This window comes from Nocardioides dongkuii, assembly GCF_014127485.1.
Taxonomy (GTDB): Bacteria; Actinomycetota; Actinomycetes; order Propionibacteriales; family Nocardioidaceae; genus Nocardioides; species Nocardioides dongkuii.
On record NZ_CP059903.1, the window covers coordinates 979,686 to 1,000,782 of the forward strand.

Sequence of the window (21,097 nt, forward strand, 5' to 3'; positions counted from 1 at the left end):
TCTGGGTAGGTTCGTGACGGCGCCTCGGCCCGGGCCCGGCGCCCTCGGGAAGGACCTCTCCATGAGTCGTGTGCTCCTCGCCGGCCTCGCGGTCACCCTCGGGCTGCTCTCGGGCTGCTCCGACGACGCCGATCCCTCACCCAAGGTGAGCCCCACGCCCAGCTCGTCGTCGGCCGGGAGTACGTCGCCCTCGCCTTCGCCGACGCCGGCGGGTCCGGTGGAGCCGACGTTGCCGCCGGAGGCGGAGGGGGACGACGCCGCTGCTGCGGAGGCGTTCGTGCGGCATTACTGGGAGATGGTGAATTACGCACAGGCGACGGGGGACGTCGCGGGTCTGCGACGGCTCGAGAGTCCGACGTGCGAGGCATGCGCAGGCGGCCGACGGACGATTGAGGAGACGTACGGAGCCGGTGGCTCTATCGAGGGCGGTGAGGCGCGAGTCTCTTCGGCTCAAGCAGGGCGGCTCGGAACAGCCGTGGGTCGCGTGTTCGGGGTAACTGTCGAGGTCGATATCGCTGAGCAAGTCGTCAATGAGCCGGGGGCAGAGACCGTTAGGCACGACGGCGGCACTTTCACCTTCGACTTCATTGTTCAGAACGAACGAGGTTCACTCCTAGTGGCGCGATGGGATGTAGACCTGTGATCCGCCGATTCTTGATTGCAGTCGTCACGATCTTGGCCGTCTGGGGAACCGGGGGTCCGGTCGCGTCCGCCGAAGAGCCTGACGTCGGAGCGTCGAGCGGTGCGTCAGAGTTCGTACTTGGTGGTCATGCGTCGACCCAGAACTCGCAGGTGTCGTCCGGGAACGCTGGGACTACCAATGCTGCGGCAGGCACCTGGCATGAGGCTCCGGTCTGCGAATTCGGGGGTACGGCTACCTGCACGGAGTTCGACACGTGCACCAATGGGGGGATTACTTCTCAGGTGTGGTTCGAAGACGAGAACGGAGTCGCATCAAACTTTGCGTATGTGTGCCCGGAGGATGCCGTGGCTCCCGAACCCATCGAGATCACCAACGCCATGGTCGCCCGCGCCTTCCGCCGCATCCCGCTGCCCGCGTCGGTGCTCAACGTCCAACCACCCGGCGGCGAGACCCTCGTGAACTTCGCGACGAACTTCTTCACCGAGGCCGAGCCCTTCGAGCGCTCGGTGACGCTGGTCGGACAGCGCGTCGACCTGCGGATCTGGCCCAGCTCGTTCGGGTGGAGCTTCGGCGACGGCACGGAGACCACCACGACGGAGCCGGGAGCTGCGTACCCCGACCTCGAGATCACCCACAGCTACCTTCGCGCCGGCCGAGTCGGCGCGAGGGTCGACACGACGTACAGCGCGGAGTTCCGCGTCAACGGCGGCGCCTGGGAGCCGGTGGACGGCACGGTGACGATGGCGGGCACGCCGGTCGGCCTCCAAGTGCGCACCGCGAGCCCGACGCTCGTCGGCTACCGCTGACGTCCTACGAACCGGCTGCTATCGCGACCACCTCGCATGACGTTGGCCGGGACGTCATACGAGCCGGCGGCCATACGCACCACCTCGGATGACGTCCTGATCCGGGCGCGCCGCGCACCGCGAGCCCGACGCTCGTCGGCTACCGCTGACGTAGTACGGATCGGTTGCCCCGGCGACCACCTCGCATGACGTTGGTCGGGACGTCATACGAGCTGGCGGCCATACGCACCACCTCGTATGACGTTCCGACCCCGGCCAGCGTCCCGACCGGCCAGCAACCCCGCGGCTACCCTCGCCGGGTGGGCGAGCCGTGGAACACGTTCGTGGAGGGCGACAACCTCGACGTGCTGCCGCGGCTGGGGGAGATCACGGGGGACGGGTCGGCGTACGACCTGGTCTACATCGACCCGCCGTACAACACCGGCAACGACTTCGCCTACCGCGACGACATCCGCGGGGACGCGACCACCAGCCGGCACCAGGCCTGGGTGGCGATGATGCGGCCCCGGCTGCACGCGGCCCGGGACGTGCTGGCGGAGACGGGCGCGATCTTCGTGAGCATCGACGACAACGAGGTCACGCACCTGCGGCTGCTGATGGACGAGGTGTTCGGCGAGCGGCAGCTGCTCGCGCAGGTGGTGGTCGGCCTCAACCCGAAGGGGCGCCAGCTGGGGCGGGGGTTCGCGACCAGCCACGAGTACCTCCTCGTCTACGCCCGTGACGCCCGCCGCTGCGTGCTCGACGCGAGCAGCGCGGACACCGTCGACGAGCGCGACTTCCCGCTGACCGCCCCCGACGGCCGCCGCTACCGCCACCTGCCGCTGCGCAACACCAACAAGAAGTTCAACCCGGCCACCGCGCGCACCCTGTACTTCCCGGTCTGGGGCGACCCGGGGACGGGCGAGGTGCGGACCGCCCCGTTCGGCGACGCCGTCGAGGTGATGCCGGTCTTCGGCGACGGCCGCCCCGCGGTGTGGCGGTGGAGCCGGCCGCTGATCGACGAGCGACCCGGCGACCTCGTCTGCCGGCGGATCAAGGGCGTTCGCGGTGACCGGGTCGACGTCTTCCAGCGCGACTGGCTGCACCCCGGCCGCCGCAAGAAGCTCCCGACGATCTGGCTCGCGGAGGAGGTCGGCTCCACCGACACCGCCGTCGCGGAGCTCAAGGAGGTCCTCGGGCACGTCTTCGAGTCACCCAAGCCGACCGGGCTGGTACGCCGGATCCTCGGCACCATGCCGGACGACGCGCGGGTGCTCGACTTCTTCGCCGGCAGCGGTACGACGGGGCACGCGGTCGCGCTCCAGAACGCCGCCGACGGCGGCTCCCGGCGCTGCACCAGCATCAACTCCGCGGAGCCGACCCGGCCGGGCTCCAACGCCGCGCTCGCCGGGTACGCCACCGTCGCGGACATCACCCGGGCAAGGCTGCGCGCGGTCGCCGCCACCGTCGGTGGCGGTCTGGACGAGCCGGTCGCCGAGCCGGTCGGCTAGACCCCCGCCGCCTTGGTCAGCGCGTCGAGCTCGTCGTCGAGGTGGCCGAGCAGGCGCTGCAGGCGGGGGACCGTGCGCCGGCACCCGGTCAGCCCGAAGCCCATCCGCCCGTCGTAGGACGTGCAGGTGATGTTGAGCGCCATGCCGTTGATCGGGATCGACAGCGGGTAGGTGCCGACCATCTTCGCGCCGTTCCAGTAGTGCGTGGTGCGCGGGCCGGGCACGTTGCTGATGATCAGGTTGTACGGCGAGCGCACGATCCCCTGCAGGCGCAGCAGCGGCGGCAGGATCGCGGGCGCCTGGCCGAGCGCGCTCATCGCGACGATCTGGATCGGCGTCATGCTCGACAGCGCATCCTTGCCGTCCTTCATCGAGCGGCTGATCGTCGCCAGCCGGTCGGCCGGGTCCGCCAGGTCGGTGCCGAGCTTGCACATGACGGCGCCGACCGCGTTGCCGCCGTCCGCGGAGGCGATGTGCGACTGCTTCGCGTTCAGCCCGACCGGGACCATCGCGACGAGCGGTGCCTCCGGGAGGGCGTTGAGCTCGAGGAGGTACTTCCGCACGGCGCCGGAGCACATCGCCAGCACGACGTCGTTGATCGTCGAGTCGGTCGCCCGGCCGATCGCGCGGAGCCGCTCGATGGGCCAGTCCTGGGCGGCGAACCGGCGCGAGCCGGTGATCCGCTGGTTGAAGATCGTGCGGGGCGTGTGGAAGGAGACCGCGGCGGTCTCGTTGCGGATCCCTCGCTGCAGGGTCCGCACCAGCGCCCCCGGCATCCCCGCGGCCTCGGCGGTGATACCCAGCCCGCTGTTGAGCGCGGTCTGGAACACGTGCGCGGGGATCTCCGAGAGCGGGAGCTCCTCCCGCTGCTTCCGTGCCCGGACGGGCGCGCGGACGCCGTCCGCGCCCCACGGCGCCGGCATGTCCCGCTCGTCGGGGTCGGTGCTCAGCACGCTCTGCATCAGCCGCATCGCCGAGATCCCGTCGAGGAGCGCGTGGTGGGACTTGGTGTACATCGCCACGCGGCCGTCGCGGAGCCCCTCGATCACGTGCGACTCCCACAGCGGCCGCTCCCACGCCAGCCGGGTGCTGTGCAGGCGCCCGCACAGGTCGAGCAGCTCACGGATCCGACCCGGCTTGGGCAGCGCGCTGTGCCGGACGTGGTGCTCGATGTCGAACTGCTGGTCCTGGCGCCACACCAGCTGGCCGGCGGCCGAGAGCGAGCGGTGCGGGTGCTTGAGGAACAGCGGCCGGATGTCCTCCTCGTCGCGCATCGTCTCGAACATCTGGCGCGTGTAGTCGCGTCCGGCACCCTCGGGCTTCTCGAAGAGCTGCAGGCCCCCGACGTGCATGAGCTGGCTGCGGTTCTCCGCGAGCAGGAACGCGGCCGAGGTGGGGTCGATCAGGGTGACCACGGGGGGCCTTTCGGCAGACGGACGGGGCGGACGCGACTATGACCGGAGGTGACGGTCGCCACAAGCGCGTCCCGCGGTCTGGAATACCCACCTGTCGTCCACAGAACCCCCTCGGACCCGGATCTCCCCAGGCCGGTCCGCACCGGGCCGGGCCGACGGTCGTCCTCCCTAGCGTCGTCGTACGCCGGAACTCGCCGGCACCGACCACTCGGGAGACCCCGATGCACAAGCTCCTCGCCCTGGCCGTCGCGGCCGGCGCCGTCCTCCTCCTCGCCCTCGGCCTGACCACCCCGGCCAGCAGCACCCCGGCCGGCCCGCCGCCCGGTGACACGGTGGTCGAGGTGACCGGCGACCGCGCCAACGGCTTCGAGATCCACTTCTACGACGGCACCGCGCTCTTCCCGCCCACCGACTCCGAGGCGCGCGCCGAGTGCGGGGAGTACGACACCCGGGTGGCCCGGGTCCGCTGCCGCACCGAGGTCCGCACCTGGTACCGCGACCTCGGTGACCTGAAGCAGGCGCTCGACTGGGCGCACGCGTCGGGCTGAGCGCGCGGGGTGCTCTGGCACCATCGGCCTCATGGAGGCCGGACCGCTGGACCGCATGTGGCACCGCGGCCGGACGTCGCTCCGGTCACGGGCCGCGCGGTTGCGGGCCAAGCGCTGGCAGGTCCTGCAGTGCGCCGCGGCGGCCGGGGTCTCCTGGTGGATCGCGTCCGACCTCCTCGGGCACCCCACGCCGTTCTTCGCCCCGGTCGCCGCGGTGGTGGCGCTCGGCACGTCCTACAGCCAGCGGTTGCGCCGCGTCACCGAGGTGACGATCGGTGTCGCGCTGGGTGTCTTCATCGCCGACCTGCTGGTCCTGGAGATCGGCACCGGCGCCTGGCAGGTCTCGCTGATCGTGGTGCTGGCGATGACGAGCGCGCTGCTGCTGGACGGCGGCCAGCTCTTCGTCACCCAGGCGGCGGTGCAGTCGATCATCGTCACCGCCCTGGTCCCGGCGCCGGGCGCCGCGTTCACGCGGTGGACCGACGCCGTGGTCGGCGGGGTGGTGGCCCTGGTCGCTGCCACCGCCGTGCCGGCCGCGCCGCTGCGACGTCCGCGCGAGCAGGCCGCCGTGGTGATGCGCAAGATCGCCGGGCTGCTGCGTGCCGCGAGCGACGTGATGCTCGACGGGGAGGTCGACCACGGGCTCGACGTGCTCGCCGACGCGCGCTCCACCGACGCGCTGATCCGCGAGCTGCAGGCGGCGGCAGACGAGGGCATGTCCGTGGTCGCATCCTCGCCCTTCCGGGTGCGCCACCGCGGCCGGCTCCGCCGGATGGTCGAGCTGGTCGACCCCCTCGACCGGGCGCTGCGCAGCACCCGCGTGCTGGTCCGCCAGACCGCAGTCGCGGCGTACCACCGGCGAGCCATCCCCACGGCGTACGCCCGGATCGCCCGCGACCTCGCCGAGGCCGCCGACCTGGTCGCCGAGGAGCTGCGCGCCGACCGGCAGGCGGTCGCCGCGCGCGACACGCTGCTGGCGATCGGCGAGGCCACCGGCCGGGTCGAGCGGGCCGAGGAGATGACCGCCGAGGTCGTGCTCGTCCAGCTCCGCTCCGTCATCGTCGACCTGCTGCTGCTCACCGGCCTCGACCAGCGGGAGTCCACCGAGGCCCTCCCGCCCCCGCCCCGATGAGCACCCCGATGACCAGCCCGAGCAACACCTGGGTCCTGCACGTCGACCTCGACCAGTTCATCGCGGCCGTCGAGGTGCTGCGCCGCCCGGAGCTGGCCGGGCGGCCGGTGGTGGTGGGCGGACGCGGCGACCCCACCGAGCGGGGCGTGGTCTCGACGGCGTCGTACGAGGCCCGCGAGCACGGTGTCGGCTCCGGGATGCCGCTGCGGGTCGCCGCGCGCAGGTGCCCCGACGCGGTCTTCCTGCCGGTCGACGCCCCGGCGTACGACGCCGCCTCGGCCGTGGTGATGGAGACGCTGCGCTCGCTCACGTGGGGCGGGGCGCCGGTGGTGGTGGAGGTGCTCGGCTGGGACGAGGCGTTCGTCGCGGCGTCGGTCCCCGACGCCGGGCTCGACCCGCAGGCCTTCGCCGACCGGATCCGCGCGGAGGTGCTGGCCGCGACCGGGCTGCACTGCTCGGTGGGGATCGGCGACACCAAGCTGCGCGCCAAGACCGCCACCGACTTCGGCAAGCCGCAGGGGACCTACCGGCTGACCGCGGAGAACTGGTTCGAGGTGATGGGGGAGCGGCCGACCCGGGCGCTGTGGGGCATCGGCGCCAAGACCGCAAAGAAGCTCGCCGCCCTCGGCATCGACACCGTCGAGCAGCTCGCGACGTCCGACGCCCGGGTGCTGGCCGCCGAGCTGGGGCCGACGATGGGTCCCTGGTACCACCGTCTCGGCCGCGGCGCCGACACCAGCGCGGTCGACGCGACCCCGTGGGTGCCGCGCGCCCACGGCCGGGAGACGACGTTCCAGGAGGACCTCGAGGACCCCGACCGGATCGCCGAGGAGGTCCGGCTGCTGACCCGGCGGGTGGTGGCCGACATCGACCGCGAGGGACGCCCGGCGGCGCGGGTGGGCCTCAAGGTCCGGTTCACGCCGTTCTTCACCGTCAGCCGCAGCCTCACGCTGCCCGGGCCGACCAACGACCCCGAGCTGCTCGGGAACGCCGCGGTCGAGCTGCTGGGCCGCGTCGAACGCGACCGTCCGGTGCGGCTGGTGGGGGTCCGGCTGGAGATGGTGCCGCCGGAGGGCGGCTACCCGCGCTGATCGATCCCGGTGCGCAGCTCGCGGACCACCGAGTCGACGACCGCGACCAGGTCGCCCGAGGTCTCCTCGGCGACCCGCCGCTGGCGCTGGTAGGACGCCCCGCGGCGCGGGATGTCGGCCACGGACGCCAGCTCGGCCGAGCACCCGAGCCGGTCCGCCACCGGCTCGAGCCGCACCAGCAGGTCGGCGAGGTCGTCGGTGATCAGCCGCTCGTTCGACTCCGCGTCCAAGATGATGATCGCGTCGAGCCCGTAGCGGGCCGCGCGCCACTTGTTCTCCTGCACGTGCCACGGCGGCATCGTCGGCAGCGTCTCGCCGGCCGCGAGCCGGGTGTCGAGGTCGACGACCAGGCAGTGCACGAGCGCGACGAGCGCGGCCAGGTCGTCGAGGTTGGAGACGCCGTCGCAGACCCGGTTCTCGATCGTGCCGAGGTGCGCCGCGGGCCGGATGTCCCAGCGGATCTCGGAGAGGTCCTCGATGACGCCGGTGGTGAGCTGGTCGCGCGCGAACGCCTCGAACTCCGCCCACTCCTGGAACTGGAACGGCAGCCCGGCGGTCGGCAGCTGCTGGAACATCAGGGCCCGGTTGGAGGCGTACCCGGTGTCCACGCCCGCCCAGACGGGGGAGGAGGCCGAGAGCGCCTGCAGGTGGGGGTACCAGTTGAGCAGCGCGGAGAGCACCGGCATCACCCGGTCGCGCTCGGGCACCCCGACGTGGACGTGCACCCCCCAGATGAGCATCTGCCGGCCCCACCACTGGGTGCGGTCGATCAGCTCCTGGTAGCGGTGCCCCTCGGTCAGCTGCTGCCCCGTCCAGGACGCGAACGGGTGGGTGCCCGCGCCGTACAGGTCCAGGCCCAGCTCGTCGGCGGCAGGGACGACGGCCGCCAGCGTGCGCGTCAGGTCGTCCATCGCGTCGCCGACCGTGTCGCAGACCCCGGTGACGAGCTCGACGGTGTTGCGCAGCAGCTCCTTGTGCAGCCGCTCGGGATCGGGGAGCCGGGGCCGCGCCCGGGCGAAGAGGTGGTTCGCCTCGTTCCGCAGGTCACGGGTGGTCCGGTCGACGAGAGCGAGCTCCCACTCGACGCCCAACGTCGGTCTCGCTGACCCCTGGAAGTCGATCCGCACGCGCTCAGCGAACCACAGAAGGGGCCGTGGGGACGGATCGGCGGTTCTGGCAGCATCGACTCCGTGGACGCGCGCGAGGTGGGCCTGGGACTGGACTTCTGCCTCCGCGTGGGCGAGGTGCTGCTCGCCTCGGGGGCGGGGGCCGCCGACGTGACGGCGACGATGCAGACGCTGGCCCGGCACGTCGGGCTGCGCGGTGCCGAGGTCGACGTGACCTTCACCTCGCTGTCGATGAGCTACCAGCGCACTCCCGAGGAGGTCCCGCTGATGTCCACCCGGATGGTGCGGCAGCGGGCGATCGACTACGAGCACCTCACGCGCGTCGACCACCTGGTCCGCGCGGTGCTCCGCGACGAGGTGACCCTCAAGGAGGCGCGGGCCTCCCTCGCCCGGGTGGTCTCCTCGGGTCACGACCGGCCACGGTGGGCGATCACCCTCGGGTGGGGCGTGATGTGCGCGGGCGTCGCCCTGCAGCTGGGCGGCGGTCCGGTGGTCGTGCTCATCGCGCTCGTCGCGGCGATCAGCATCGACCGGCTGCAGATGTGGATCTCCCGGCGCCGGATCCCGACCTTCTACCAGCAGGTCGCGGGCGGCGGCCTCGCGTCGCTGATCGCTCTCGCGGCGTCGGCGACGCCGCTGGACGTGGACGTCTCCCAGGTCGTCACCGCCAACATCGTGATGCTGCTGGCCGGCATCGGCTTCATGGGCGCCCTGCAGGACGCGCTCAGCGGCTTCTACATCACCGCCACCGCGCGGGGCACCGAGGCGATCCTCGCCACGGCGGGCATCATCGCCGGCGTCAGCGGTGGGCTGAGCCTGGCGTACGCGCTGGGCGCCGGGATCTCCGAGATCGACCCCGGCCGGACCGACCTGCAGTCCCTCGGGATGCTCGCCGTGGGCTCGGCGCTCTGCGCGGGGGCCTTCGCCTACGCCTCGCACGCGCCCCGCCGGATCCTGGTCCCGATCGCGCTGGTCGCCGCGGTCGCGACCGTCATCTCCCGGTCCGTCGAGCTCCCCGGCATCGGCCGCACCTGGTCGGTCGCGCTCGCGGCGCTGTTCGTCGGGCTGGTGAGCTACACGGTCGCGGGCCGGATGCGGGTGCCCCCGCTGGTCGTGGTCGTCTCCGCGGTGGTCCCGATGCTGCCGGGGCTGTCGATCTACCGCGGCCTGACCCTGCTCGCGGAGGGCGGCACCTCCACGTCCGCCGGCCTGCTGGCGATGGTCACCGCCGCGTCGGTCGCCATCGCGCTGTCCTCCGGCGTGATCCTGGGGGAGTACGTCGCGCAGCCGCTCCAGCGCGAGGCGCGGCGGCTGGAGTCGCGGCTCGCCGGACCCCGCCTGGTGGGGCCGTTGCGCTCCCCGGCGCGCCGGTCCCGCGGCAAGCGGCGGCCGGAGGAGGTCAGCAGCCGCTGACCCGCGCCAGCCACGGTGCGGAGGTGGCGGCGTCGTACGGCGGGAGCCCGCGCAGCACCGCGTCGTGCACCTCGGCGGCGGTGCGCTCGGCCATCGCCACCACCTCCGGCGGGTAGCCGTAGCGGACCTTGTGGTCGGCGAACTCGTCCTCGTCGTCGACCCAGACCCGGCCGGTCTCGCCGCGGATCACGTCGAGGTCGAGGTCGACCGCGCGCAGCACGGCGCCGTCCCAGACCGGCTCGGTGGTCATGTCGACGTACACCGAGCACCAGATCCCGGGGGCGTGGAAGGTGGGCAGGCTCGCGCCGCCCCGCGGCACCAGCGTCACCGAGGCCACGTCGGCGACGAACGCCGCCCCGGGGCGCGCGTACGGCGTGCCGGCGGGGAAGCCCAGCCAGTCGCCGTGCTCGTCGCCGCCGAGGTAGGTGCCGGCGAACTCCCAGTGCGGGCGCCCGCCCCACTTGGTCATCACGCAGCGGACCGGGTCGCCGGGGGAGAGGGTCACGTGCCCTTTCTAGACGACCTTGACCTTCTTCGGCATGACCCGCTTCGACACGCGGGCGACGACGTCCTGGTAGCGCGAGCCGAGGACCCGCCCGAGCTGGTGCACGGCGTGCGCGTCGAGGCCGACCAGCACCCGCGCCTTGTTGCTGAGCACGCCGTCGACGATGATCTCGGCGGCCCGCTCCGGGGTCATCTTGGCGAGCTTCTTGTCGAAGAGCTTCGCGGTGGCGTCCTTGTCCTCGGTGGCCGAGACCCGGGCGTTGCGCGCGATCGCGGTCTTGATGCCGCCGGGGTGCACGACGGTGACGCCGACGGGGTGGCCCGCGGTCAGCATCTCCATCCGGATCGCCTCGGTCATGCCGCGCACGGCGTACTTGCTGGCGTTGTAGATGCTCTGGCCGGGCATCGAGACCAGGCCGAAGAGCGAGGAGAGGTTGACCAGGTGCCCGTCGCCGGAGGCGATGAGGTGCGGCAGGAACTCCTTGGTGCCGGTGAGCACGCCGGTGAGGTTGATGCCGAGGATCCAGTCGATGTCGTCGTAGTCGAGGTCGACGAAGTCGCCCGCGAGCGCGACGCCGGCGTTGTTGACCATCACGTTGACCCGGCCGAACTGGTCGACCACGGACCTGGCGTACGCCGCGAACGCCTCCCGGTCGCTCACGTCGAGGCGGTCGCTGCGCACCTCGCGCGCGCCCGCCGCCCTCACCAGGTCGACGGTCTCGGCGAGGCCGGGCTCGTTGACGTCGGAGATCGCGAGCAGCGCGCCGCGGCCCGCGACGTTGACCGCCAGGGCCCGGCCGATGCCGGAGCCGGCGCCGGTGATGACGACGACCTTGCCATCGAGGGTCTTCATGCACTCACGTCCTCACGTGTGGGGGTGGATCCGGTCTGGTCCGGGGCGACGTCGTACGCCGCCTGGTCGAAGCGGGAGAGCGAGGCGCGCATCGAGGCGGTGGTCCGCGGCCAGGTGATGGTGTTGCGGCCGTGGGCGTCGAGGTACCAGCTCGAGCAGCCGCCGGTGCTCCACACGGTGCGCTTCATCCGTCGCTGCAGCGCGGCGTTCCAGCGCCGGGTCGCGCGCTCGGTCGGCTCGACCGCACCGTACCTGCCGGCGCGCATCGCGCGGACCGCCTCGCGCAGGTACTGCACCTGCGACTCGATGACGAAGACCATGCTGGAGTGGCCGAGCCCGGTGTTGGGGCCGACGATGAAGAACAGGTTGGGGAACCCCGGCACCGTGGTGCCCTTGTACGCCGCCATCCCGTGCTCGCGCCAGGTCTCGGCGACCGTGCGGCCCGTGCGGCCGGTCACGTGCTCGGTGATCGGCAGCTCGGTGGTGTAGAAGCCGGTCGCCACGACGATCACGTCGACGGGACGCTCGGTGCCGTCGGCGGTGACGACCGCGCGGTCGGTGACCCGGGTGATCCGGTCGGTGACCAGGTCGGCGTTGTCGGCGTCCAGCGCGGGGTAGTAGGTGTTGGAGATCAGGATCCGCTTGCACCCGATCTGGTACGACGGGGTGGCGCGGGCGCGCAGGTCGGGGTCCTTGATGCCGAGCCGCAGGTTGGCCAGCGCGAGCTTCTTGGCCGGCCAGGCGATCTTCGGCTGCCAGGTGAACGCCGGCACGTAGGTCTCGCGGGCCCAGTAGATGGCGGTGCGGTAGGCCTTCTGCAACCCGGGCAGGCGGCGCAGCGCCGCGCGCTCGACCGCGGAGTAGCGCCGGTCGTTGCGGGGGATCACCCAGGGCGCGGTGCGCTGGTAGACGTCGAGGTGGCCGGCGACCTTCTGGACCTCGGGCACGATCTGGATCGCCGAGGCGCCGGTGCCGATGACCGCGACCCGCTTGCCGGTGAGGTCGACCGAGTGGTCCCACCGCGCGGAGTGGAACAGCTCGCCCTCGAAGTCGGCGAGGCCCTCGATGTCGGGGAGCTTGGGCTCGGAGAGGCCGCCGGCCCCGAGGACCAGCGTGCGCGAGCGCACCTCGCCGGTGGCGTCGCCGGAGAGCCGGCACACCCACTCCTGCGCGGCGTCGTCCCACCGGGCGTCCTCGAGCCGGGTGCGGAAGGCGAACCGGTCGAGCGTGCCCGACTCCGCGGCGACCCGGCGCAGGTAGGCCTGGATCTCCGGCTGCTGGGAGAACGACATCGACCAGTCCGGGTTGGGCGCGAAGGAGAAGGAGTAGAGCTGGCTCGGCACGTCGCAGGCGGCGCCGGGGTAGGTGTTGTCGCGCCAGGTGCCGCCGACCTCGTCGCCCTTCTCGACCACGAGGAAGTCGGTCTCGCCGTCCTCCTGGAGCTTGATCGCCGCGCAGAGGCCGGAGAAGCCCGCGCCCACCACGAGGTGGTCGACCCGGGTCGGCGCGGTGCCGCGGAAGGGGGAGCTCGTCATGGCCCCGACCGTAGGGGTGTTATTGAACAAGTGTCAATAGTAGGATGGGAAATGTGACCGGCCCCGCACGCACCCGCCTGAGCCCCGAGGAACGGCGCGCCCAGCTGCTCGACCTGGGCGTGCGGCTGCTCGCCACCCGCTCCCTGGACGAGCTGAGCATCGACGTGCTCGCCGAGGAGGCCGGCATCTCGCGGGGGCTGCTCTACCACTACTTCGGCAACAAGCACGCCTTCCACGAGGCCGTCGTACGGCGTGCTGCCGACGACCTGATCGCGCAGACCGCGCCGCCCGTCGAGGGGGACCCGGTGGAGCGGCTGCTGGTCTCGGTGACGGCGTACGTCGACTACGTGGTGGCCAACTACGAGGGCTACCTCTCGCTGGTCAAGGGCGCCGCCGGCGGCAACGACACGCTGCGGCGGATCTACGACGAGGCCCGCTCGGCGCTGACCGACCGGATCTTCCGCGAGGACGCGGAGGGGCAGCTGATCACGGACACGCCGGCCAGCCGGCTCGTGGTGCGCGGCTGGTCGGCGATGGCCGAGGAGCTGGTGCTGACCTGGAAGGTGGAGCCGAACGGCGTCTCCCGCGAGGACCTGATCGCGATCGTCGCCGGCTCGTTGCCCGCGCTCGTGGAGGCGGTGGGCGCCGGGGGCGTCGGCCCGGGCCCCGCCGCCGAGTGACGCGACCAGCGCGTCACCCGACGGCGAGGAGGGTCAGTCGCCCCGGACGACGGCGGCGAGCTGGTCGAGGCCCCAGGTGAGGTCCTCGGCGGAGATCACGAGCGGCGGCGCGAGCCGGATCGTGGAGCCGTGGGTGTCCTTGGCGAGCACGCCGCGGGCCATCAGGGCCTCGCAGACCTCGCGGCCGGTGCCGACCGCGGGGTCGATGTCGACGCCGGCCCACAGCCCGCGGGTGCGGACGGCGAGGACGCCGTGCCCGATCATCGCCTCGAGCTGCTCGGTCATCAGCACGCCGAGCTCGGCGGCCCGGTCCTGGTGCTCGCCGGTGGCGAGCATGTCGACGACCGCGCGCCCGACGGCGCAGGCGAGCGGGTTGCCGCCGAAGGTGGACCCGTGCTGGCCGGGGCGCAGCACGCCGAGCACCGAGCGGTCGGCGACCACGGCGGAGACCGGCACGATGCCGCCGCCGAGGGCCTTGCCGAGCACGTAGATGTCGGGGACGACGTCCTCGTGGTCGCAGGCGAACGTCTTGCCGGTGCGACCGAGGCCGGCCTGGATCTCGTCGGCGGCGAAGAGCACGTCGCGCTCGGTGCACAGCGCGCGGATGCCGCGCAGGTAGCCGTCCGGCGGGATCACGACGCCGCCCTCGCCCTGGATCGGCTCGATGAGCACGGCGGCGGTGTTCTCGGTGATCGCGGCCTCGATCGCGGCGAGGTCGCCGTACGGCACGGTGACGAAGCCGGGGGCGAACGGGCCGAAGCCGTCGCGCGCGTCGGGGTCGTCGGAGAAGCCGACGATGGTGGTGGTGCGGCCGTGGAAGTTGCCCGAGGCGACGATGATCTCCGCCTGGTCCGGCGCGATGCCCTTGACCTCGTAGCCCCACTTGCGGGCGACCTTGATCGCGGTCTCGACGGCCTCGGCGCCGGTGTTCATCGGCAGCACCAGGTCCTTGCCGCACAGGTCGCCGAGCGCGGTGCAGAAGTCGGCGAACTGGTCGTGCACGAACGCGCGGCTGGTCAGCGTGACGCGGCCGAGCTGCTCGGTCGCGGCCTGGACCAGCGTGGGGTGGCTGTGCCCGAAGTTGAGCGCGGAGTAGCCGGAGAGCAGGTCGAGGAAGCGGGTGCCGTCGACGTCGGTCATCCAGGCCCCGGCGGCGTGCTCCACGACGACCGGCAGCGGGTGGTAGTTGTGCGCCGTGCGCGCCTCGGCACGCTGGAAAAGCTCCGTGCTCGACTCGTGCTGCGGGGTGGTGATGGTCGCGGTCATCGTTTTCGCCTCCTCGGGGTGTCGAAGATTGTCTGACAATCTTTGGGCGACCGTATCCCGAATCCCCCCGGAAGTCCGAATGGCCGACTAGCGTGGCGCGGCATGGCGATCCCCTGGACCCTCGGCTGCGACGCGGCGGACCCGCACCGGCTGGCGGCGTTCTGGGCGCTCGCCCTCGGGTACGTCGCGGAGCCGGGCTACGAGGACCCCGACGGCGCCTCCATCGTCGACCCCGAGGGGCGGGGCCCCGCGATCGGCTTCCTGCGCGTGCCGGAGGCGAAGACGGCCAAGAACCGCGTGCACGTCGACGTCCGCGTGGCCGGCGAGCCGCCGTGGGACCCGGCGGAGCGGGAGCGCCTGATCCGCGCCAAGGTCGCCGAGCTCGCCGGCGCGGGGGCGAGCGTCGTCCGGGAGGAGTCGTACGGCGGGCCGCACCTCGGCCACGTCGTGATGCTCGACCCGGAGGGCAACGAGTTCTGCGTGGCCTGAGCGCCCAGCCCTCGACCCAGCCTCGACTCAGCCCTCCAGCATGTCCCGCACGGCCAGCGAGGCGAAGACCATCGCGCTGCCCAGCGGCGCCCCGGGCCCGGGGTAGACCGAGCCGAAGACCGACGCCGCGGAGTTGCTGGACGCGTAGAGGCCCGGGATCGGCGCCCCGTCCTCGCGCAGCACCCGGCCGGCCTGGTCGGTGACCAGCCCGCCCTTGGTGCCGAGGTCGGAGAGCACGAAGCGGGCGGCCAGGTACGGCGGCTGGTCGCACGGCGTGAGCGCCGTGTTCGGCCCGGTCCCCCCGGCGAAGAACGTGTCGTACTCGTCCTCGCCGCGCCCGAAGTCCTCGTCGACGCCCTTCTCCGCGAAGGTGTTGAAGCGCTCGACCTGCTCGACCAGCGTGGCGGCGGGCAGCCCGGTGGCCGCCGCGAGCTCCTCGAGGGTGTCGGCGCGGACCCAGGTGCCGGCGGTGAGGTGCTCCTCGAGGTCGCCCTCGGGGATCCCGATCGCCGGCAGCCGGCCGCCCTCGCGGGAGTCGAAGATGAACCAGGAGGGGATCCGCTCCGGCGCCGCGGCCATGAGCCGGCCGAACCGGTCGTAGGGCAGGCACTCGTTGGCGTAGCGGCGACCGTGCTGGTCGACCATCAGGCCGCTGCGGAAGCCCAGCGTGAACGAGCCGCCGCCGTCGGGCTGCTCGAGCCCGGGGCAGAACCACCCGACGCCGCCGAAGTCCGCGGCCGCGCCGATCGCGATCGCCGCGTCGATCGGCTCGCCGGTGTTGGTGTCGCGCGGCGCCATCGTCCAGGCGACGTCGCCGGGCACCCCGCGGGCCTCGCGGAGCGCGGCGTTGCCCTCGAAGCCGCCGGCGGCGACGAGCACGCCGCGGCTCGCCTCCAGGACGACCGGCCCCTCGGGCGACATCGCGGCGACGCCGGTGACGCGCCCGGTGCCGTCGGGCCCGGCGGTCACCAGCCCGGTCACCGGCAGGTTCGTGCGGAACTCGCCGCCCGCCGCGACGTACAGCGCGCCGAGCCGGGCGATCAGCGCCTGCCCGCCGCTGAGCGTGCGCCGGCCGCCCTCGCCGACCCGGTCGCGCTCCACGGGGGGCCGCAGCCGGTCGGTGACCTCGGCGGTGAGCTCGTCGCGCTTGATGTTCAGCGGCTGGATCGAGCGCCCCATCGACACCCGGCCAGGGGCGTCGTAGTACTCCGAGAACGCGATCCACTCGAACGGCAGCCCGGCCGCCTCCAGCTCCGCGACCAGCTCGGGGGAGTGGGTCAGGAACGCCTCGACCCGGTCCGGGTCGGGGTCCTCGAGGATCGCGCCGAGGTAGGTCCGCGCGCTGTCGGTGGAGTCGGCGGTGACGCCGGCGCGCTGCTGCACGTCGCTGCCGGGCAGCCAGCACGCCCCGCCGGAGTACGCCGAGGTGCCGCCGAGCTTGTCGGTCTTCTCGACCACGACCGTCCTGAGCCCGGCTCGCGCCGCCAGGAGCGCCCCGGTCATCGCCCCGCCACCGGATCCCACCACGACCACGTCGTACTGCTGCGTCTGCGTCACGCGCTGAATCTAGAACACGTTCTAGCTCGCCGCCAGCCGCCGTCCCGGTCCCGGGTCGTGTGCTCCACGACGCGCGATGCCGCGTCCTCAGGCACACGACCCGATAATGGGGGCGCCGTGAAGATCACCTATCCGTCCGAGCTGCCGGTCAGCCAGCGCAAGGACGACATCGCCGCCGCCATCCGCGACCACCAGGTCGTGATCGTCGCGGGCGAGACCGGGTCGGGGAAGACCACCCAGCTGCCGAAGATCTGCCTCGAGCTCGGCCGCGGCGCCGGGCCGGGCTCCGGGGGCGGCCTGATCGGGCACACCCAGCCCCGCCGGATCGCGGCCCGCGCCGTCGCCGAGCGGATCGCCAGCGAGCTCGGCACCGAGCTCGGCGACCTGGTCGGCTACCAGGTGCGGTTCACCGACCGCACCTCGAAGGCGAGCCGGGTCAAGCTGATGACCGACGGCATCCTGCTCGCGGAGCTGCAGCGCGACCGGATGCTGCGCCGCTACGACACGATCATCATCGACGAGGCCCACGAGCGCAGCCTCAACATCGACTTCCTGCTCGGCTACCTCAAGCGGCTGCTGCCCCGGCGCCCCGACCTCAAGCTGATCATCACCAGCGCGACCATCGACGTCGACCGGTTCGCGGCGCACTTCGACGCCCCCGTCGTCGAGGTGTCGGGGCGCACCTACCCGGTGGAGGTCCGCTACCGGCCGCTGATGGAGCTGCCCGGCGAGGACGAGGAGGGTGAGCCCGTCGTCCGCGACCAGACCGAGGCGATCGTCGACGCCGTGCGCGAGCTCTCCGCGGAGGGGCCCGGCGACGTCCTGGTGTTCCTGCCCGGCGAGCGCGAGATCCGCGACACGGCCGAGGCGCTGAACGACCTCGCCGGGACCGGCCGCCGCGGCGCGCTGGAGGTGCTGCCGCTCTACTCGCGGCTCTCCGCCACCGAGCAGCACCGCGTCTTCTCCCCCCATGGCGGCGCCACCCGCCGCGTCGTCCTGGCCACCAACGTCGCCGAGACCTCGCTGACCGTCCCCGGTATCCGGTACGTCGTGGACACCGGCGTCGCGCGCATCTCGCGCTACTCGCTGCGCACCAAGGTCCAGCGGCTCCCGGTGGAGCCGATCAGCCAGGCGTCGGCCAACCAGCGCTCGGGACGCTGCGGCCGCGTCGAGGCGGGCATCGCGATCCGGCTCTACTCCGAGGAGGACTTCGAGGCGCGCCCGGAGTTCACCGACCCCGAGATCCTGCGCACCAACCTGGCCAGCGTCATCCTGCAGATGACCTCGCTCGGCCTCGGCGACCTCGCCCAGTTCCCGTTCGTGGAGCCCCCCGACCGCCGCAACGTCCAGTCGGGCGTGCAGCTGCTCGAGGAGCTCGGCGCCCTGCGGACCGCGGCGGGCCCGACCGCCGAGAAGCTGACCAAGCTCGGGCGCCGGCTCGCACGGCTGCCGATCGACCCGCGGCTGGGCCGGATGGTCCTGGAGGCGGAGCGGCTGGGGTGCGTGCGCGAGGTGATCGTGATCGCCGCCGCGCTCTCGCTGCAGGACCCCCGCGAGCGCCCCGAGGAGCAGCGCGCGCAGGCCGACCAGCTGCACGCCCGGTTCAAGGCCGACGACAGCGACTTCCTCACCTGGCTCAACCTGTGGCGCCACCTCAAGGAGCAGCAGCGCGAGCTCAGCGGCAGCGCGTTCCGCCGGATGTGCAAGCGCGAGTTCCTCAACTACCTGCGGGTGCGCGAGTGGCAGGACTTCGAGTCCCAGCTGCGGCAGGTGTGCAAGGAGATGCGCATCGAGCTCGGCGAGCCCGCGGACCAGCCCGACACCGACGGGATCCACCAGGCGCTGCTGTCCGGGCTGCTCAGCCACATCGGCCTGCTCGAGGCGCGCGAGAAGGACGACGGCAAGCGCCGTGGCCCCCGGGAGTACGTCGGCGCGCGCGGCGCCCGGTTCGCGATCTTCCCCGGGAGCGTGCTGGCCCGGAAGAACCCGCAGTACCTGATGGCCGGCGAGCTCGTCGAGACCAGTCGGCTCTGGGCCCGGCAGAACGCCGCGATCAAGCCGGAGTGGGCCGAGCGGCTCGCCGGCGACCTGGTCAAGCGCACCTGGTCCGAGCCGCACTGGTCGAAGAAGCGGGCTGCGGTGATGGCCTACGAGCGGGCCACCCTGTACGGCGTCCCGCTGGTCACCGACCGCCTCGTGTCCTACGGCAAGGTCGACCGCGAGGTCGCCCGCGAGCTGTTCATCCGGCACGCGCTCGTGCAGGGCGAGTGGAGCTCGCGGCACCGCTTCCTGGAGGAGAACAACCGCCTGCTCGAGGAGGCCGCCGAGCTCGAGCACCGCGCCCGCCGCCGCGACCTCGTCGTCGACGAGGAGACCCTCTTCGACTTCTACGACGCCCGCGTCGGCCCCGACGTGGTCAGCGGCGCGCACTTCGACCAGTGGTGGAAGCAGGAGCGGCGCACCCGCCCCGACCTGCTGACCTTCGACCCCGCGATGCTCACCCACGACACCGTGGAGGAGGTGCGCGAGGAGGACTACCCCGAGCAGTGGCAGTCCGAGGGGCTGACCTTCCCGATCAGCTACCACTTCGAGCCGGGCGCGGCCGAGGACGGCCTGACCATCGACGTCCCGGTCGCGACGCTCAACCGGGTCGAGGCCGACGACTTCTCCTGGAACGTGCCCGGCCTGCGGCTCGAGCTGGTCACCGCCCTGCTCCGCAGCCTCCCCAAGAACCTCCGGGTCTCCTTCGTGCCGGTCCCCGACAAGGCCCGCGACTTCCTGGCCGCGGTGCCCGCCGGCGAGGAGCCGCTGCTCGACGCGCTGGAGCGCTGGTGCCGGGCCACGACCGGTGTCGTCGTGCCGCGCGACGCCTGGGACTGGAGCAAGGTGCCCGAGCACCTGCGCCCGACGTACCGCGTGATCGACGACGGCGGGCACGAGCAGGCGCGCGGCAAGGACCTCGAGGCGCTCAAGGCGCCGCTGCGGCCGCAGTTCACCCGGGCGATCGCCGACGTCGCGACCGAGAGCGGGCTCGCGCGCACCGGCGCGACGGCGTACGTCTTCGGGACCATTGAGCCCTCGATCCACCGCAAGCGGGCCGGCCACGAGGTGACGGTCTTCCCCGCCCTGGTCGACGAGGGGGCCACCGTCGGCCTGGAGGTCTTCGGGTCGGCCGAGGAGCAGGAGGCCCGGCACCGCCTCGGCGTCCGACGGCTGCTCCTGCTCGGCACCCGCTCGCCGGTCAAGCAGGTCCTCGACGGGCTGACCAACGCCGAGAAGCTCGGGCTCGCCGGGTCGCCGTACCCCAGCGTCGCCGAGCTCCTCGAGGACTGCCGCGCCGCCGTGGTGGGCGCGGTCGTCGACGCCCGGCCGCCGGTCCGCGACGAGCAGGCGTACGCCGCCCTGCGCGCCGAGGCCGAGCGCGACCAGGAGGCGGCGCTGCGCGGCGTGCTCGCCGACGTGATCCGGGTCCTGGACGCCTGGCGGCAGGCCGAGAAGGCGCTGAGCGGCCGCGCGGACATGATGCAGCTGCCCGCGCTGACCGACATGCGGGCCCAGCTCGCCCGGCTCGTGCACCGCGGGTTCGTCGGCGAGGCCGGGCCGGTCCAGCTGCGCCGCTACCCGACGTACCTCGCCGCGCTGCAGCAGCGGCGCGCCCGGCTCGACGACGGCGGCCAGGCGGCGGCCCGCGACCGGCAGCTGATGGACCGGATCGGCGAGCTCCAGGCGGCCTACCTGCACCAGGTCGACGCGCTGCCGCCCGGCCGGCCGCCGGGGGAGCGGCTCCGGCAGGTGCGGTGGATGCTCGAGGAGTACCGCGTCTCGCTGTGGGCCCAGCAGCTCGGCACGCCGTACCCGGTCAGCGACCAGCGGATCCGCAAGGCGCTGGCCTGATCCCCGTCCGTAGCCTGGGGGGATGAGCGAGCGCCGCCACCACCGGCCGATGCGGCCGGGCGACCGGTTCTTCGACGACCTCCTCGGCGGCACCGACCCGGCGCTGGTCAGCGAGGCCGCGGACCGGGCCGCGACCCTGCTCGTCCGCGGCGCGCACGGCGCCGACGACGGCGCCGTGGCCGAGCGGCTGCTCCACCTCGCCGACACCGAGGGCATCGAGGCGATCGCGGAGCTCTGGTCCGGGGCCGCGCCCGAGTCGCTCGCCGGGTGCCTGTGGCGCCTCTACGTGCTGCGCAGCTGGGTGCACGCCGACCCGCACGCCGCGGCGCGCGAGTACGACGCCGGGCTGCCGCGTGCCCCGCTCGCCCGGGTGGTCGCCGGGGTCGCGGAGCCGCCCGGCCCCGACGAGCTCAAGGCGATGATCGACCAGGTGCTGCGCGGGATCGCGGCGGGGGACTTCGCCGACGTGCTGTTCCGCGCCGCGGCGTTCGCCCGCGTCGTGGCCGCCGGTCGGGCCGGGCTGAGCGCCAGCTCCGATGAGCAGGTGCGCCGGATGCTGGCCGTCTCCGAGCAGCTCGAGGCCGCCGCCCACCACGAGCTGGCGGGCCGACTTTCCTGAGCGGGAGAGACGGTTAGACTGATCCACGAGCACGT

18 protein-coding genes are annotated in these 21,097 nt (G+C 73.0%); 11 read left to right on the top strand and 7 right to left on the bottom strand.

The annotated features are described in order from the left end of the window. The first annotated feature begins 61 nt into the window (after window positions 1-61). The 3 genes from H4O22_RS04680 to H4O22_RS04690 all read left to right on the top strand — a co-directional run bounded on the left by H4O22_RS04680 (window position 62) and on the right by H4O22_RS04690 (window position 2,939). The gene (locus H4O22_RS04680; protein WP_182525894.1) at window positions 62-643 is read left to right on the top strand and encodes a DUF6318 family protein; all 582 of its coding nucleotides are present in this window, start codon (window positions 62-64) and stop codon (window positions 641-643) included. Window positions 644-987: 344 nt separating this feature from the next. Then, complete coding sequence (locus H4O22_RS04685) at window positions 988-1,449, top strand: hypothetical protein (RefSeq protein WP_182525895.1); 462 nt, start codon at window positions 988-990, stop codon at window positions 1,447-1,449. Window positions 1,450-1,748: 299 nt separating this feature from the next. Beyond that, the gene (locus H4O22_RS04690) at window positions 1,749-2,939 is read left to right on the top strand and encodes a site-specific DNA-methyltransferase (RefSeq protein ID WP_182525896.1); all 1,191 of its coding nucleotides are present in this window, start codon (window positions 1,749-1,751) and stop codon (window positions 2,937-2,939) included. Here H4O22_RS04690 and H4O22_RS04695 read toward each other — a convergent pair. Next, window positions 2,936-4,354: a WS/DGAT/MGAT family O-acyltransferase gene (locus H4O22_RS04695; protein WP_182525897.1), complete on the bottom strand. Its 1,419-nt coding sequence runs from the start codon at window positions 4,352-4,354 to the stop codon at window positions 2,936-2,938. The two genes, H4O22_RS04690 and H4O22_RS04695, sit on opposite strands and share 4 nt — an antisense overlap. A gap of 221 nt (window positions 4,355-4,575) precedes the next feature. Between H4O22_RS04695 and H4O22_RS04700 the strand changes: the two genes are divergently transcribed. Genes H4O22_RS04700 through H4O22_RS04710 form a run of 3 tightly spaced genes read left to right on the top strand, consistent with a single transcriptional unit; the run spans window position 4,576 to window position 7,125 of the window. After that, the gene (locus tag H4O22_RS04700) at window positions 4,576-4,902 is read left to right on the top strand and encodes a hypothetical protein (RefSeq protein ID WP_220451289.1); all 327 of its coding nucleotides are present in this window, start codon (window positions 4,576-4,578) and stop codon (window positions 4,900-4,902) included. A 31-nt stretch (window positions 4,903-4,933) separates the two neighbouring features. Then, window positions 4,934-6,034, top strand: a complete 1,101-nt coding sequence (locus H4O22_RS04705) for an FUSC family protein (protein WP_182525898.1) — start codon at window positions 4,934-4,936, stop codon at window positions 6,032-6,034. An 8-nt stretch (window positions 6,035-6,042) separates the two neighbouring features. After that, the gene (locus H4O22_RS04710; protein ID WP_244963103.1) at window positions 6,043-7,125 is read left to right on the top strand and encodes a DNA polymerase IV; all 1,083 of its coding nucleotides are present in this window, start codon (window positions 6,043-6,045) and stop codon (window positions 7,123-7,125) included. Here the strand turns inward: H4O22_RS04710 and H4O22_RS04715 are convergent. After that, entirely contained in the window at window positions 7,113-8,252 is a 1,140-nt protein-coding gene (locus H4O22_RS04715) for a glutamate--cysteine ligase (RefSeq protein WP_182525900.1), read from the bottom strand. The two genes, H4O22_RS04710 and H4O22_RS04715, sit on opposite strands and share 13 nt — an antisense overlap. Window positions 8,253-8,315: 63 nt before the next feature. Here H4O22_RS04715 and H4O22_RS04720 point away from each other — a divergent pair, with 63 nt between their 5' ends. Next, complete coding sequence (locus H4O22_RS04720; RefSeq protein WP_244963104.1) at window positions 8,316-9,665, top strand: threonine/serine exporter family protein; 1,350 nt, start codon at window positions 8,316-8,318, stop codon at window positions 9,663-9,665. Here the strand turns inward: H4O22_RS04720 and H4O22_RS04725 are convergent. From H4O22_RS04725 to H4O22_RS04735, 3 genes are read right to left on the bottom strand one after another with little or no spacing between them, the layout of a single operon-like run. Next, window positions 9,652-10,170 carry a ribonuclease FAU-1 family protein gene (locus H4O22_RS04725; RefSeq protein ID WP_182525901.1) on the bottom strand — a complete coding sequence of 173 codons (519 nt, stop codon included), beginning with the start codon at window positions 10,168-10,170 and terminating at the stop codon, window positions 9,652-9,654. The genes H4O22_RS04720 and H4O22_RS04725 overlap by 14 nt on opposite strands. A gap of 9 nt (window positions 10,171-10,179) precedes the next feature. Next, the gene (locus H4O22_RS04730; protein ID WP_182525902.1) at window positions 10,180-11,022 is read right to left on the bottom strand and encodes an SDR family NAD(P)-dependent oxidoreductase; all 843 of its coding nucleotides are present in this window, start codon (window positions 11,020-11,022) and stop codon (window positions 10,180-10,182) included. Further along, window positions 11,019-12,557, bottom strand: coding sequence for a flavin-containing monooxygenase (locus H4O22_RS04735; protein ID WP_182525903.1), 1,539 nt, complete (start codon window positions 12,555-12,557; stop codon window positions 11,019-11,021). The genes H4O22_RS04730 and H4O22_RS04735 overlap by 4 nt, the downstream gene beginning before the upstream one ends. Window positions 12,558-12,601: 44 nt before the next feature. On the opposite strand from H4O22_RS04735, the gene H4O22_RS04740 reads away from it, so the two are divergent. Beyond that, entirely contained in the window at window positions 12,602-13,237 is a 636-nt protein-coding gene (locus tag H4O22_RS04740; protein WP_182525904.1) for a TetR/AcrR family transcriptional regulator, read from the top strand. Between the two features lie 33 nt (window positions 13,238-13,270). On the opposite strand, the gene rocD is transcribed toward H4O22_RS04740, so the two are convergent. Further along, the gene (gene rocD, locus H4O22_RS04745) at window positions 13,271-14,503 is read right to left on the bottom strand and encodes an ornithine--oxo-acid transaminase (RefSeq protein WP_182525905.1); all 1,233 of its coding nucleotides are present in this window, start codon (window positions 14,501-14,503) and stop codon (window positions 13,271-13,273) included. 102 nt (window positions 14,504-14,605) lie between these two features. Between rocD and H4O22_RS04750 the strand changes: the two genes are divergently transcribed. After that, complete coding sequence (locus H4O22_RS04750) at window positions 14,606-14,992, top strand: VOC family protein (RefSeq protein ID WP_182525906.1); 387 nt, start codon at window positions 14,606-14,608, stop codon at window positions 14,990-14,992. 27 nt (window positions 14,993-15,019) lie between these two features. On the opposite strand, the gene H4O22_RS04755 is transcribed toward H4O22_RS04750, so the two are convergent. Then, window positions 15,020-16,549, bottom strand: a complete 1,530-nt coding sequence (locus H4O22_RS04755; RefSeq protein WP_244963105.1) for an FAD-dependent oxidoreductase — start codon at window positions 16,547-16,549, stop codon at window positions 15,020-15,022. 117 nt (window positions 16,550-16,666) lie between these two features. Between H4O22_RS04755 and hrpA the strand changes: the two genes are divergently transcribed. Together hrpA and H4O22_RS04765 are read left to right on the top strand one after the other, a co-directional pair. Then, entirely contained in the window at window positions 16,667-20,443 is a 3,777-nt protein-coding gene (gene hrpA / locus H4O22_RS04760) for an ATP-dependent RNA helicase HrpA (RefSeq protein WP_182525907.1), read from the top strand. 22 nt (window positions 20,444-20,465) lie between these two features. Next, window positions 20,466-21,062 (top strand): hypothetical protein, encoded by a 597-nt coding sequence (locus H4O22_RS04765; RefSeq protein ID WP_227465754.1) that lies wholly within the window; start codon window positions 20,466-20,468, stop codon window positions 21,060-21,062. Window positions 21,063-21,097: the final 35 nt, after the last annotated feature.

Coding starts and splice junctions, on each gene's coding strand:
- H4O22_RS04705 (WP_182525898.1), top strand. CDS start 4,934: ATGGAGGCCGGACCGCTGGACCGCATGTGGCACCGCGGCCGGACGTCG.
- H4O22_RS04680 (WP_182525894.1), top strand. CDS start 62: ATGAGTCGTGTGCTCCTCGCCGGCCTCGCGGTCACCCTCGGGCTGCTC.
- H4O22_RS04730 (WP_182525902.1), bottom strand. CDS start 11,022: ATGAAGACCCTCGATGGCAAGGTCGTCGTCATCACCGGCGCCGGCTCC.
- H4O22_RS04735 (WP_182525903.1), bottom strand. CDS start 12,557: ATGACGAGCTCCCCCTTCCGCGGCACCGCGCCGACCCGGGTCGACCAC.
- H4O22_RS04765 (WP_227465754.1), top strand. CDS start 20,466: ATGAGCGAGCGCCGCCACCACCGGCCGATGCGGCCGGGCGACCGGTTC.
- H4O22_RS04700 (WP_220451289.1), top strand. CDS start 4,576: ATGCACAAGCTCCTCGCCCTGGCCGTCGCGGCCGGCGCCGTCCTCCTC.
- H4O22_RS04750 (WP_182525906.1), top strand. CDS start 14,606: ATGGCGATCCCCTGGACCCTCGGCTGCGACGCGGCGGACCCGCACCGG.
- H4O22_RS04710 (WP_244963103.1), top strand. CDS start 6,043: ATGACCAGCCCGAGCAACACCTGGGTCCTGCACGTCGACCTCGACCAG.
- rocD (WP_182525905.1), bottom strand. CDS start 14,503: ATGACCGCGACCATCACCACCCCGCAGCACGAGTCGAGCACGGAGCTT.
- H4O22_RS04740 (WP_182525904.1), top strand. CDS start 12,602: ATGGGAAATGTGACCGGCCCCGCACGCACCCGCCTGAGCCCCGAGGAA.